Origin of the sequence: Phocaeicola sp. RTP21198st1_B8_RTP21198_201120 (assembly GCF_040929485.1) — a bacterium.
GTDB classification, from domain to species: domain Bacteria; phylum Bacteroidota; class Bacteroidia; order Bacteroidales; family Bacteroidaceae; genus Phocaeicola; species Phocaeicola dorei.
Genome location: NZ_JBCOCI010000008.1, coordinates 24,110 through 39,770 on the forward strand (window position 1 = coordinate 24,110; position 15,661 = coordinate 39,770).

Here is a 15,661-nt window from a genome sequence, read left to right on the forward strand (position 1 = left end):
GGAACTCTGACAGGAGTTGCATATGCTATACAGAAGAGAGGAAAAGGCAAATTACTTTTTGCCTTTTCCTCTCTTCTGTATAGGGACTGATTCTTGTTTCCCAAGTTTCCCGAATATCATAAAAAGGATATCAGTTCAGGATTATAATCAATTGTTTTTGCCTTCTATCTGAATTTGAATAGCTTGTCCTGTACGTTGCAGACATTCTATAAAAATAGAAAGATGATTGGTTTTCTGCATCAACTCACATATAATTTCCTTTTCTTCTGTGCACCAAGGTTCATAAGCACGTGGGAAAGTTTCACGTTGTTTACGGATATAAGGTGGAAGGACTGTTTTCTGAATACCTAACTTTTGGACTTTTTGTTTTATACGGCAAATATCTTCTTCTGTACAATCATTAAAAGATTCTTTTGTAAAGAACCCCGGATGTTTTTGGTCAATGTCAAGATAGATTGTAGTCTTAGATAGGGATTGAAAGGTTTTCTCTCTGCTTTCTAGTTCCTTTATTAGATTGTTGATGTATTCATCGGCTTGAAAAGATGATACAATGATGGAACATTCGTGGCGGGAGTATTCTTTGTGGCGATTGGCAGACAACCAGTTGAAAGAGCCTTCGATTAATGTATGGTTATCAATAGCCAACGATTTATTGTGGATACCTTTTACTTCAATGAGGGTTACACCACTTTCTATCAATGCGTTCCGTCCATCCTTGGCATGACTGAGTAAATGTTTATTTTTCATATCATAATCTAGGGACGAATCGGTGTAGATTGTGACATCAACTCCTCGTTGTACCGTATGCCGTATCAACGGAATCAGCTGGTCGTTTTCTATGGCATGGATAGATATGAATGGAGATACAATCAGCAGGCGGCGTCTTGCTTTCTCAAAAGCCTGACGAAGAGTCTGAACATGCTCTTCTGTGGTGGACAGACGAAGGGTGGGGTGGTAGGTGCACAGTGGGATTTCCTGTTGGTAAATAAAGTTGTTGGAAATCTCGTTGGATGGAGCATCGAAAAGCCATTTAGCCATATTCCCTGCCGGAGTATTTTCTTCCGGATGGAAAATATTCATGTTGCCAAAAACAATGAAATGATGCTGGGCGCGTGATATCGCTACATTGAGCATATTGTATTTTCCATCACGCTCCATAAAAAGAGAATGGTCTTCAGGAGAGTTGACTGTTGAAAAAAGAACAATCGGACATTGGGCACCTTGCAGGGAATGTACTGTGCCGATGATCATCTCTTTATATTTCTCATTTCCTGATATTTTTTGTATTTGATGCCGTATTTCGGCCTCTTGGGCTTTGAAAGGAGTTACTACGGCTACAATTTCATGAATAGGCTTTTTATAGGTCTTTTCCAAATTATCTTTCTCCAGCTCCAGCCAACAGACAATGGCTTCCGCTTCAGCCCGGTTGAGGCGGCTTCCTGTTTTTCCGGGGCTGCTGTAACTGTTGATGTGTACATATCCTTTAGAGGGGAGGGACTTGTATTTTACTTCGTTACCTTTTTTAGGAAGTAACCTGCCGTGGTAAACATAATCATTGCAATAAGCAATAATGGAATCTACGCATCGTCTGTGTTCGGTCAGAAAAGCTCCTTTTTCACCTTTTACTGTAAAATTACAGCTTTTACGTGCCAGTTTCATTATACTTCCGGAAGAAGAAAGGAAACCGTTGTTCTCCAAGAAACGGTATTTTTCCGAGGACTGGTTGGAAACAATGCCCAGATTCTTTAAATTAATGAATGAATATTCATCAGAAATGGACCATACGGGTTCTATTTGTTGAATATCGCCTACTAAAATCGCTTGTTTGGCCAAACTGAAGGAGGGAACGGCAAGTTCGGGTGAAACTTGTCCGGATTCGTCTACAATCAGCAGGTCTATTCCATTGTATAAGGGAACATCCCATTTTCCGTTCTCCGCATAGGTCATATACTTGGGTAGGGAGTGGAAAGTAGAGATGAAAACAGGCATTACACAAGCCAGACGTTTTAGTCTTTGGGTATAGGCTTCCTGTGTACGCTGTTTACCTTCATCGCACTTGCTTAACCGGTGAATAAACTCGGCTTCCCGATAATGTATGGCATACCAGAACATTTGATACCGATAACTGATATCCAGTCTTACTGCCATGTCTTCTGTATAAGGCAAGTTGCCATACTCAGGGTTGGAACTGATCTTTTCGTAACGTTCTTTGAATTCTTCTGTCAAAGCCCACTGTTCTATTACTTTGTCATAGGAGGGTAATGGCTCATGGAATTTGCGGATAAACTTCTGTAATATATTGTTTTCCTTCCGGTTTCCATATTCTGTTGTTTCGGCAGCTTGGATACAGAAGATAATCTTTTTTTGGAGAGCTTGCATTTCCTTACGGAGGAATTGTTGGCATTTTGTTTCATCTTGATAGGCTTTTCCAAAAAAGTTATTGAAACATTGTAGATAAAAGTTTTTGTATTCCTCTTGACGTTCGGGAGTATCGTATGTTGCTGGAAATCCATCCCCCATGGGGTTGAACATCATTTTGTATTGTTCTTGTAGTTCTTTTTTTCCTGACAGATATAAGCCTAACGTATCTAGTTCGGGTAGCCAGCGGTTGGATAACCGGGGATGTGCCGTGTCATTAGTTGTTTCCGCTTTGAAATCTTTCAGGATATTGGTGATCGCCTGATTATTAGCTGAACTTGCAACTATAATTTCCGGTTCTTCCGGATTGTTTAGGATATTATGGGCAAGTCTGTTTGCTATGACTGTTTGCAGGAAAGTGGTTTTTCCTGTTCCCGGAGGGCCGTTGACGACAAAAATATCAGTACATTCCGGTGTAGTATACATTGCCAGTGTTTCGCGTTGAGATACAGACAAAGGGAAGTCGCCACTCATTTGTGCCCAATGTTCTCGGTTGCAATAAACTTTTCGGGTGGTTGGACTGGGAAGAACGTTGGTTGGTTTGGTCTGTATCAATAAATTCAACAAAGGATGCGGAGTGGTATCGTTATCTTTTAAGAGCTTGTCATATAGTGTGATTATGGGCTGTGCCATATTACGTTCGGAGGCTTTTATGATAATGATTTCTGGATTATCATGGTAGTTCATCGTTCTGAAAGTTTTGCCGGTTGCTTTTTTGAAAAGCTGTTCGCATGCTCGCCAATAGGTTTCCCATTCTGTAATTTCTGTATTGAAATCGGATAGTAGTCGGTCTACTTTTGGAAGAGAGGTTATGGTGCGGTCATTGGCTGCATTGGGTTCCAAAAATTTACGAATAAAGATTGGAATTCTGTCTGATTCGTTCTCGCATACGGTTAGTTTACCGTCAGGCAACATGGTGGCAGTAATCAAAAAGGGATATTCCGGTCTTTCTGATTGGGAAGTCCAGCCGTTTTCAAATTCGGGCAAAAGAATACAAGGAGCAATCATTACTTTTTGTTTTTCATTGCTATCTTCTGCTTTCCAATCAGGGAAAATAACAGGAATACTTTTGAGAGGAACGAATTTAAGTATTTTATCACCGATGTTTAAGGTGATTCGTGCTCCTTTGGGAGCAATGGCTTTGCGTTCTGCATCTTGAAGGCAGGTTTTCCAGTATTTTAGCAAGGTTTGGTCCATTTGTCTTTACGTTTGTGTGATGGAATAATGCACAAATATAGAAAAATAGGTGAAAAAAAATATGATAATTGGGGTAACATTCCCGAATTTATAAGTTTTATTTGGAAAATGTTAGAGTAGTCCTTGTTGGCGGTAAATGAATTGGAATAAAACGGGATAATTGTAATATTTTGTGGTGATGAGGCTAAGAAACCGGACTTTATGAAGCAAATGAAGCTAAAATAGACGAAAATTTATCTGTTTGGGGAGCGTGGATATACTAATTTTGCCAATAAATGAAACTTAAATCTATGATGAAAAGACTTGTTAATTTATTGGTTGCTTTTATTCTTTCTGTAAATTGTATTAGCGCCCAGAATCTTACTCGTTGGGTTAATCCGTTTATTGGAACCGGTGCTGTTCAATCTAGTCTTTCTGGGAATAATTATCCGGGAGCTACTGTTCCTTTTGGTATGGTGCAGTTGAGTCCCGACACTCGTGAAGCTCCTGATTGGGCGCAAGCTTCAGGATATGATTATAATGATTCTATTATTTATGGTTTCAGTCATACGCGTTTAAGCGGAACCGGTGCTTCTGATTTTATAGATATACTTCTATTCCCTACCATCAGTGATAAAAGGAAATCGACTTTCACTCATCAACACGAACAGGCGCGTCCGGGCTATTATCAGGTATTATTGAAAGATGAGAAGATTCAAGCGGAGTTGACGGCTTCTGTACACGTAGGAGTGCATCGCTATACCTGTTCTGATGGTGACCAGTTGAAATTATGGTTGGATTTGGACCACTCGGCAAATAAGGGGAGTTGGAACCGCCGGATTATTCAATCACAACTCCGCATGGTTTCTCCTACCGTAGTAGAGGGATATCGTATTATTACGGGATGGGCAAAGCTGAGAAAGATTTATTTTCATCTTGAATTTTCCCAACCGGTCCTATCCAATCAGTTATATGATGGCAATCGGATGTATGAGAATACTCCTGTCATTAATGGTACGGAACTGCGTGGATTGTTTTGCTTCGATAAGAAGTGGAATAAAGAATTGATATGTAAAGTCGCTTTATCTCCGGTTTCCATTGAAAATGCCCGGTTGAATATGGCAACTGAGGTCCCCGGATGGGACTTTGAATATATTGCTCGTGCTGCCGAAACTAGTTGGGAGAAAGAATTGAAGAAGATTATCATTCAAGGTACCGATTTGCAGAAAAAGATTTTTTATACGGCTTTATATCACACTATGGTACAACCCAATACGATGAGTGATGTTAATGGTGAATATATGGCATCCGATTACGTCACTCGTTCTGTGGCAAAAGGGGAGGTGCATTATTCTACTTTTTCTTTATGGGATACTTTCAGGGCCGCCCATCCACTTTATACTTTGATACACACGCACCGCATTCCCGATTTTGTTAAGAGCATGATGAGGCAATACGATTATTATGGCTATTTGCCTGTATGGCAATTATGGGGACAGGATAATTATTGTATGATTGGCAACCACTCCATTCCTGTCATTGTGGATGCTGTTCTGAAGGGTGTTGCCGGGGTGGATGAAGAGAAAGCCTATGAAGCGGTTTTTAATAGTTCTATCGTGTCTCATCCGAACTCTCCTTTTGAAGTATGGGAGAAATATGGATATATGCCGGAGAATATTCAGACACAATCTGTTTCTATTACTTTGGAGCAGGCTTTTGATGATTGGTGTGTCGCACAGTTGGCTAAGCGATTGGGAAAAGAAAAGGATTATAATCATTTTATGAAACGATCTGCTTTCTATCGGAATTTGTTCAATTCTAAAACCGGGTTCTTCCAGCCTAAGAATGATAAGGGTGAGTGGATTGAGCCATTTGACCCTTATAAGTATGGGGCGAATGGAGGTTATCCTTTTACTGAAGGGAATGCTTGGCAATACTTTTGGTATGTACCCCAGAATATCCCCGATTTGATTTCACTGACAGGGGGGAACAAAGCCTTCCTTTGTCGCAAAGTTGGATACATTCTTTACGGTTAGCTACCAAAGTGGTGCATTGAATGACAATGCTTCCGGTTTTGTAGGACAGTATGCGCATGGTAATGAACCGAGTCATCATGTGGCTTATCTGTATGCTTGTGCGGGGGAACCTTGGAAAACACAGAAATACGTGGCGTATATCATGAATGAACTGTATAACGATTCTTCTTCAGGTTATGCCGGAAATGATGATTGTGGAGAGATGTCTGCTTGGTATGTGTTTGGAGCACTTGGCTTTTATCCGGTAAATCCGGTAAGTGGGGAGTACGTTATTGGTACTCCTATGTTGGAAGAAGCTGTCATTCAGTTACCCGATAGAAAGACTTTTACGGTAAAAGCTCCGCGTAAGGAGGACAATGAGGTTTATATCTGTTCCATGAAACTGAATGGTGAAAAATATACGAAGAATTATATTACTCATCAGGATATCATGAAGGGCGGAATATTGGAGTTTGTTATGACTGCCTCACCGGGAAAATGATAACAAATGGTGAAGTGTTGGAATTTGTGCCGGGAAAGATTTCTAAATGTTGAATAACTCCCTTTTATAGGTTACGATTGAAGCAAAAGAGTCTAAAAATGGCGAGTTTTTCTCTACCTAATGGGAGAGGTATATCTACTTTTGTTTCAGAAGAAACTATTAATCATGAAAAATATGAAACATTTTAAGACTTATTTAGCAGCAATGGCTTTGGCCCTTTCCGGATGCCAGAGTGCAACTGATTCCTGTGAAACTACAGAATTGTGGTATGCCCAACCGGCAAAAGTTTGGATGGAATCTTTACCTATCGGTAATGGGCGTTTGGGAGCTATGACTTATGGTGGAATAGAGGAAGAGAAACTGGCATTGAATGAATCGACAATGTGGTCCGGCCAGTACAATGAGAACCAGAACAAACCTTTCGGACGAGAGAAAATGAACCAGCTCAGAAAGTTGTTTTTTGAGGGAAAACTATCGGAAGGAAACCGTATAGCCGGAGATAATCTTCATGGCAACCAGACTTCTTTCGGAACTCATCTTCCCATTGGAGATTTGAAGATGCAATTCATTTACCCCGAAGGTAAAGTGACCGACTACCGCCGTTCGTTAAGCTTGGATGAGGCTGTCAGCAGCGTTTCTTTCAACTCCGGTGGTGTGAACTATAAACGTGAGTATTTTGCTACAAACCCGGATAATGTTCTCGTACTCCGCTTGACCGCTGATAAGCAAAAGTCCATTACTATGAACATGGGATTGGATTTGATGCGTCAAGCTGATCTTTCTGTAGAAAATAACCAATTGGTGTTTACCGGAAAAGTAGATTTTCCTTTGCATGGTCCGGGCGGAGTCTGTTTTGAAGGAAGAATAGCCGTTTTGGCCGATAACGGAGAGGTAAAGATGGAACAGTCTGGGGTAAGTATCAAAGAAGCTGATGCCGTGACTTTGATTGTCGATGTGCGTACTGATTATAAAAGTCCTGATTACAAGACTCTTTGTGCTGACGGTGTGGAGAAGGCTGCAGCTAAATCTTATGATGAATTGAAGCAGGCGCATATAAAGGATTATAATACGTTGTACAATCGTGTTTCTATCCATTTCGGGCAAGACGCTAACCGGGCGATGCCTACGGATGTCCGTTGGAAACAAGTGAAGGAAGGCAAGACCGATACCGGACTGGATGCCTTGTTCTTCCAGTATGGTCGTTACCTTACCATTGCCAGTTCGCGCGAGAACTCTCCCCTGCCCATAGCTTTGCAAGGTTTCTTTAATGATAACAAGGCTTGTAATATGGGGTGGACGAATGATTATCATTTGGATATCAATACTGAACAGAATTATTGGGCAGCCAATGTCGGTAATCTTGCCGAATGTAATGCCCCCCTCTTTACCTATATAAAGGATTTAGCTCATCACGGTGCGAAGACTGCTGAAGTGGTCTACGGATGTAAAGGCTGGACTGCCCATACCACCGCTAATGTTTGGGGATATACTCCCGCATCCAGCACGATTATTTGGGGACTGTTTCCTATGGCAGGCTCATGGATTGCTTCTCATCTTTGGACACAATACGAATTTACACAAGATAAACAATATCTGGCCGAAACTGCCTATCCGCTTTTGAAAGGTAATGCACAGTTCATTTTGGATTTCTTGGCAAAAGACCCGAAGAGTGGTTATCTGATGACAGGGCCGAGCATCTCACCCGAAAACTGGTTCCGTACAGCAGGCGGTGAAGAAATGGTTGCTTCCATGATGCCTGCCTGTGACCGTGAGCTGGCCTACGAGATCTTGTCGAATTGTGTCCGGGCTTCAGAAATATTAGATACAGACCGTGAGTTTGCCGATAGCCTGCGTACCGCTATCGCCCAGCTTCCTCCTATCCAGTTACGTGCCAATGGTGCTATCCGTGAGTGGTTTGAAGATTTTGAAGAAGCGCATCCCAATCATCGTCATACTTCCCATCTGCTAGCTTTGTATCCTTTTTCCCAGATCACTTTGGAGAAGACTCCCGAATTGGCGGAAGCTGCCCGTAAGACTATCGAGAATCGTTTGTCTGCCGAAAACTGGGAAGATACAGAATGGAGCCGTGCCAATATGATTTGTATGTATGCTCGGTTGAAAGATGCGCAGGAAGCATATAAGAGTGTCCAATTATTACAGGGCAAGCTTTCACGTGAAAATTTAATGACTGTATCTCCTGGTGGCATTGCTGGTGCGGAAGGTGATATTTATTCGTTTGATGGGAATCCTGCCGGTACAGCTGGTATGGCAGAAATGCTCATACAGAATCATGAGGGTTATGTAGAATTCTTACCCTGTTTGCCTGTTGAATGGAAAGATGGTAGTTTTAAAGGTCTGTGTTTAAAGGGAGGAGCTGAAGCAACTGCTGAATGGACGAATGCTGTCATCAATAAAGCTTCTTTAAAAGCTACTGCTGATCAGGTTTTAAAAGTGAAAATTCCTCAAGGGAAAAAATATAGAGTGCTTTTAAATGGTAAGGAGGCAATTGCAAATCCTGATGCAAAGGGTTTAATAACGGTGGATATGAAACGTGGAGATTTGCTGGAGTTATTGTAAAAAAACAGGCTGCTTTGCATAGCTTGATTGAGGATTACATCTTAGTATATTGAGGTGTAGTCCTCGTTTTATGATAAGACAACCTGCAAAGTGATGAAATAGTAATATTGTCCATGTTCTCAGTAATTTTTTCTATTCTTTAAGTCCTTGAATCCTTGTTACTTTGCATTATAAAACTAACTAATATATGATATTCATGAAAACACAATCTAATTTTTATCTATTTCTTATCGCTTTGATTTCTGCTATGGGAGGTTTCCTGTTTGGATATGACTGGGTGGTAATCGGAGGAGCAAAACCTTTTTATGAACAATACTTTGGTATAGCAAATGATCCTGTCATGCAGGGGTGGGCAATGAGCAGTGCCTTGATTGGCTGTTTGTTTGGGGCACTAAGTGCCGGTAAGCTGAGTGACCGTTTGGGACGTAAGCCGATTTTGATTTTGGCGGCAGGACTGTTTATCTGTACGGCTGTCGGTACAGGGGCTGTTCATTCTTTTACTTTCTTTAATGTATTTCGTTTGGTAGGGGGCTTTGCTATAGGGATTGCTTCTAGTTTGTCACCTATGTATATAGCAGAAATTGCTCCGGCGCATCTGCGTGGACGGTTTGTGTCCATCAATCAGTTGACGGTAGTATTAGGTATCTTGACTTCTCAGATTGTAAATTGGCAAATAGCTGAGCCTGTGGCATTAGGAGCTACTCATGAAATGATCCGTGAATCATGGAACGGACAGATGGGATGGCGCTGGATGTTTTGGGCAATGACTGTCCCGGCCGCCTTGTTCTTTGTTTTTAGTTTTATATTACCGGAAAGTCCTCGTTGGTTAGCCTCTTCGGGAAAACGGGAGGCGGCACTCAAGGTTTTTACCCGTATGGGAGGAAAGGAATATGCTGTTACCGAGTTGGCTGCTATAGAAGCTGTTTCAGCCTGCCAGACGCAAGAAGGAGGCTACCGTCAATTATTAAATCCTGCTATGTATAAAGTGTTGACTATAGGTGTTGTTATGGCTATTTTGCAGCAATGGTGTGGCATTAATGTTATTTTTAACTATGCACAGGAAATATTTATGGCAGCAGGTTATGGCGTGTCTGATGTTTTGATGAATATTGTGGTGACCGGTATTACGAATGTCATATTTACTATTCTAGCTATGTTTGTGGTAGACCGCTGGGGACGTAAGGCATTGACATTGATCGGATCATTTGGCTTGGCAGTAATTTATACCTTTATGGGAGCCGCTTATTATTTTCATATCACAGGAGTTGTTCTATTGATTATTGTCGTGATGGCCATTGCTTGTTATGCCATGACTTTGGCTACAGTGATGTGGGTCATTATCTCAGAGATTTTCCCGAATCGTATTCGTGGAGTTGCTATGTCTGTTTGCACTTTCGCTTTGTGGGCGGCTTGTTTTATACTTACCTATACTTTCCCAATGCTGAATAGTGGTTTGGGAGCTGCCGGAACATTCTGGTTGTATGGATTGATTTGCCTGGCTGGAGGAATATTTGTTGTGTTCCGTTTGCCGGAAACCAAAGGGAAGAGCTTGGAAGAAATTGAAAAAGAATTAGTGAAATAACAATATTTATTATGGAGAAAATAACTCAATATTTAATTCAAAGTACCGTTCATGGCAGTGAGGTGCGTGCATGGGAGGAAGATATCATGCTTCCTACTTATGAGATAGGAAAGGAAGAGAAGAATCCTATTTTTCTTGAAAAAAGGGTTTATCAGGGAAGTTGCGGATCAGTCTATCCTTATCCGGTGGTAGAGAAGATTTCAGATAAAAAAGTAGACAAGAGGTATCATGCATTATTTATCGAGAATGAATACATCAAGGTGATGATACTTCCCGAGCTGGGTGGTCGTATACACATGGCTTATGATAAGGTGAAAAGACGTCATTTTGTTTATTACAATCAAGTAGTGAAACCGGCATTGGTGGGATTGACAGGACCTTGGATTTCTGGAGGCATCGAATTTAACTGGCCTCAGCATCACCGTCCTTCTACTTTTTTGCCTACTGATTTTTTGATAGAGGAAAATGCGGATGGCAGTAAGACAGTATGGTGCAATGAAGTGGAGAGAATGTTCCGCACCAAAGGTATGCAGGGATTTACGCTTTATCCGGGCAAAGCTTATATAGAAATAAAAGTGAAGATTTATAATCGTACGTCTTTCCCTCAGACTTTTTTGTGGTGGGCCAATCCTGCAGTAGTAGTCAATGACCATTATCATTCGGTATTTCCACCTGATGTGAATGCGGTGTTCGATCATGGCAAGCGCGATGTTTCTTCTTTTCCTATTGCTACAGGAGTTTATTATAAACAGGATTATTCTGCTGGGGTGGATATCTCTAAATATAAAAATATTCCGGTTCCTACATCATATATGGCTATCAAGTCTAAATATGATTTTGTAGGTGGTTATGAAGAAGATGCCCATGGCGGTCTGCTGCATGTGGCCGATCATCATGTTTCTCCGGGAAAGAAACAATGGACATGGGGGAATGGTGATTTCGGTAAGGCGTGGGATCGCAATCTGACCGATGAGGATGGACCTTACATTGAGCTGATGACCGGTATGTATACGGATAACCAACCGGACTTTACTTGGTTACAGCCCTATGAGGAAAAATCATGGGTACAGTATTTTATGCCTTATAGTGAAGTGGGTTATGTAAAGAATGCAACTAAAGATGCTTTGCTGAATTTGGAAATAAAGGAAGGTAAAGCCCGTTTGGTGCTTTATACTACGGGAGTGAATAGTGGAGTACGTATTATAGTAAAAGCTATTAAAGGCACTGTTTTATTGGATAAGACTACACAAATTTCGCCATCAGAACCGTTTATTACGACTTTTGCGGCAGAAGGACTAAAAGAAGAGGAGGTATGTGTAGAGGTTCGTGATAAGGAAGGACAAATTTTGCTTTCTTATCAAGCGGATAAGCCGGAAATCAAGCCGGTTCCTGATCCTGCTAAAGCTGCTAAAGATCCTCAAGATATTGCTTCTGTCGAACAACTGTTTTTGACCGGACTACATTTGGAACAATATCGCCATGCTACTTATAATCCGATGGATTATTATATGGAAGCATTAAGACGTGAACCGGGAGATGTACGTTGTAACAATGCGGTAGGGTTATTGTTGATGCGTAAAGGACAATTTGCAATGGCGGAGAGCTATTTCCGGAAAGCGGTGGAAACCTTGACTGAACGTAATCCGAATCCTTATGACGGTGAACCTTATTATAATTGGGGTTGGAGTTGTATGATGCAACAGAAATGGGATGAGGCTTATGATGCTTTCTTTAAGTCGGCATGGAATGCTGCTTGGCAGGATGCGGCTTATTATGCACTAGCACAACTTGACACTCGTAAAGGAAAGTATGAAAGTGCTTTGGACAAGATAGACCGTTCATTGATTCGTAATTGGCATAATCACAAAGCGCGTCAGTTGAAAATTTCCATTCTACGCAAATTGGGTCGTAAAGAGGAAGCTTTGGCGCTCGTAGCCGAATCATTGCAGATAGATCGTTTTAATATGGGATGCCGTTTTGAACATTATTTGTTGACCCGGGATGTGGAAGTGTTGGAGGAAATGAAAAAGTTGATGCGTGGCTGGGCTCACGGATATATAGAATATGCATTGGATTTTGCTGCTGCCGGACTGTACGAGGAAGCTCTTTCTTTGTTGGAATGCTACGTAACCGGAGTTACAGAAGTATATCCTGTCGTTTATTATACAATGGGGTATTTCCATACCTGTAAGGGAGATGAGAGTAAAGCATTGGAATATTATCAGCGAGCAGAAAAGGAAAATCATTCATATTGTTTCCCGAATCGTATAGAAGAAGTATTGATTCTTCAAGATGCCGTACGTTTGAATATTCATGGAGCAAAAGCGGCATATAGTTTAGGAAACTTTTGGTATGCTAACCGTCAGTATGATAATGCTATTGCTTGTTGGGAACATTCGGCTGCTATAGAGCCAACATTCCCTACCGTATGGCGTAATTTATCTTTAGCTTATTATAATAAGCGTAATGATAAACAAAGGGCTTTGGAAACTCTGGAAAAAGCTTATGCATTGGATGAGCACGATTCTCGTATATTAATGGAGTTGGACCAACTTTATAAACGTTTAGGCCGACCTCATACAGAACGTTTGGCTTTTTTGGAAGCACATCTGTCTGAAGTGGAACAGCGTGATGATCTGTCCATTGAGCGTATCACTTTGTATAATCAACTAGGGCGCTATACTGAAGCAAAAGAATTGATTGCCGCACGTAATTTCCATCCATGGGAAGGAGGAGAAGGAAAAATCACCGGACAATATGTATTGTGCCGTATAGAATTAGCAAAGATTGCTTTAAGTGAAAAACGTTATGCCGATGCTTTAGTCCTTTTGGATGAAACGAATGTTTATCCATTTAATTTGGGTGAGGGAAAATTGGCAAATGCTGAAGAGAATGATATCTGGTATTATAAAGGTGAGGCGCTTCGTGGATTGGGAAATGAGCAACAAGCTATAGATTGCTTCACCAAAGCAACCATTGGCTCGTCAGAACCACAACAGGCTTTCTTTTACAATGACCAACAGCCCGACAAGATTTTCTATCAAGGTTTGGCATGGCGTGCATTGGGCAGGGAAGACAAGGCGTGCGGTTGCTTTAACAAATTGATAAAGCATGGTGAAAAGCATTTATTTGACCACTGCCGGATTGATTATTTTGCTGTTTCTCTGCCTGATTTGGCTATTTGGGAAGATGACTTGGATAGACGTAACCGCATTCATTGCAATTATGTGATGGGACTGGGTTGTTTAGGATTGCGTGAAATGGGAAAAGCCATTGATTTTTTGGATAAGGTGCGAGAATTGGATATTAATCATCAAGGTGGACAAATCCATCGTAACTTGTGTGCCGTATGAAAAAAAAGAATATTTTCCTTTTGTTGGTAACATGGTGTCTGTGTGTTTTTGCACAGGCACAAACACCGTCAGCTTATGAATTATCATCCCCAAACGGGCAATTGGCACTTACTGTAGAGAATGGAAGGGTATTACAATATTCTTTAAGTTTGGAAGGTAAGCCTGTCATTCATCCCTCTGCTATTTGTATGACGATGGAAAATGGAAATATATGGGGAAAGAATGGTGAAGTGGTAGGAGCTTCTACAAGGAGTACTTCCGAGAAGGTTTATCCGGTAGCTGGTAACTATCGTGAATTAACAGACCATTATAATGAACTTTCTTTGAAATTCAAGGATGGTTATTCAGTTATATTCCGGATGTATAATGAAGGAATGGCATATCGTTTTTGTGGAAATCTTCCGGAGCAGGATTCTTTGATTGTAGCTGATGAAGAAGCTTCTTTTAATCTGGGCGATGATCCGGCAGTTATTTTACCCGAAACAACTAATTTTACAGCTTGGGAGTTGAGCAATGTGCTTTACGAGGGCATTTCTAAAATAGAAGAACATAAATATGGTATTACACCAACTTTATTTACAAACAAGATGCAGAATGTGCGTGTTGTGGTGGCTGAATCAGATTTGAATAACTATCCGGGTATGTATCTTCGTAAGGAAGATGGCAAGATGAAAGGTTATTGGGCGGCCTATCCTAAAAAAATAGAGATGGGCAGTTGGGGAAATTTTATTACGGTAGTTAAAGAGAGGGAGAATTATTTAGCACGTACTGCTGGTAATCATGCTTTCCCTTGGCGTATAGCTATTGTAGCCAAGGATGATAAGGAACTACTGACTAATGAAATGATTTACTTACTGGCCAAGCCCCAACAAATAAAGGATACGGATTGGATTCGTCCTGGTAAAGCAACTTGGGAATGGTGGCATTGTGCTATTTTGGAAAAAGCTCCTTTCCCTTCCGGTCATCAAAACCTTTCGACGCAGATGTACAAGTATTATATTGATTTCGCTTCCGAAAACAAGATACCTTATCTGCTGGTCGATGCCGGTTGGAGCAATGTTTTTAATCATGCTGATTTGAATAAGAATATTGATATAAAAGAGGTGATACGCTATGGAAAAGAAAAAAAAGTAGGTGTATGGCTTTGGACTGTTGCTGCTACTTTATTCCAACATCCGCATTGTTATTTGGATTCTATCAGCAAATGGGGTGCTGTTGGGGTAAAAATAGATTTTTTTGATCGTGATGATGCCCAAATAATCCCTCAATATGAAAATCTGGCAAAGGCTTGTGCTGAGCGGCATCTTATGGTGGATTTTCATGGATGCAGCAAGCCTACCGGACTTCATCGGGCATATCCTAATGTCCTTTCTTATGAAGCCATGCGATGTGCGGAATGTTTTAAGTGGGATACCACTTCTAATCCGGATTATCAGCTTCAATGTATCTTTGCCCGTATGCTGGGAGGTGGAATTGATTATACTCCGGGTTCGATGCGTAACAGCACATTGGAGAAATTTAAGCCGATCGATCCGGGGTTGCCTAGTTCATTGGGGACTCGTTCACATGAATTGGCCTTGTTTGTTGTACTTTCCGCACCATTTGCCAGTTTATGTGATTCTCCGGATGAGTATCGTAAGTATCCTGATATTTTAAAGTATTTAGCGGAAGTACCGACTTCATGGGATCAGACGATTCCCTTAGCTGCCCGTGTGGGCGAATATGCCGTGTTGGCCAAGCAGAAAGAAAATACTTGGTATATAGGCGGATTGAATGCTTGGGGAGAGAGAACAATTCAGGTGGATTGCTCTTTCCTGCCTCAGGATAAGAAATATACCATTGAAATTTTTCAGGATAAAAAAAGAAGTAACAAGAATGCTAATTTATACGAACATAAAATAATGGATATAGATAATAAGAATATTATTGAAATGTTTATGGCTTCTGGTGGGGGATTTGTAATAGTCATTCGTGAAAAGAAATAGAGGGGCAACCCTCTATTTCTTTTATATTGGCATTATTTATCCTTTTTTTCTTT

Annotated in this window: 5 protein-coding genes and 1 pseudogene; 5 read left to right on the forward strand and 1 reads right to left on the reverse strand. The window is 41.0% G+C overall.

Translation table 11 applies throughout. The features are described from left to right. Nucleotides 1-147: 147 nt before the first annotated feature. Nucleotides 148-3,615: an AAA domain-containing protein gene (locus AB5935_RS05960; protein WP_038611830.1), complete on the reverse strand. Its 3,468-nt coding sequence runs from the start codon at nt 3,613-3,615 to the stop codon at nt 148-150. Nucleotides 3,616-3,890: 275 nt separating this feature from the next. Between AB5935_RS05960 and AB5935_RS05965 the strand changes: the two are divergent. The 5 genes and pseudogenes from AB5935_RS05965 to AB5935_RS05985 all read left to right on the forward strand — a co-directional run bounded on the left by AB5935_RS05965 (nt 3,891) and on the right by AB5935_RS05985 (nt 15,608). Further along, nucleotides 3,891-6,111: pseudogene (locus AB5935_RS05965) on the forward strand (GH92 family glycosyl hydrolase). A 174-nt stretch (nt 6,112-6,285) separates the two neighbouring features. Next, entirely contained in the window at nt 6,286-8,688 is a 2,403-nt protein-coding gene (locus AB5935_RS05970) for a glycosyl hydrolase family 95 catalytic domain-containing protein (protein WP_007848339.1), read from the forward strand. 187 nt (nt 8,689-8,875) lie between these two features. Continuing rightward, on the forward strand, nt 8,876-10,270 hold the full coding sequence (locus tag AB5935_RS05975) for a sugar porter family MFS transporter (protein WP_007848340.1): 1,395 nt from the start codon (nt 8,876-8,878) through the stop codon (nt 10,268-10,270). A gap of 11 nt (nt 10,271-10,281) precedes the next feature. Continuing rightward, entirely contained in the window at nt 10,282-13,623 is a 3,342-nt protein-coding gene (locus AB5935_RS05980) for a DUF5107 domain-containing protein (RefSeq protein WP_038611826.1), read from the forward strand. Next, nucleotides 13,620-15,608, forward strand: coding sequence for a glycoside hydrolase family 97 protein (locus tag AB5935_RS05985; protein WP_038611822.1), 1,989 nt, complete (start codon nt 13,620-13,622; stop codon nt 15,606-15,608). The genes AB5935_RS05980 and AB5935_RS05985 overlap by 4 nt, the downstream gene beginning before the upstream one ends. The last annotated feature ends 53 nt before the right edge of the window (nt 15,609-15,661 follow it).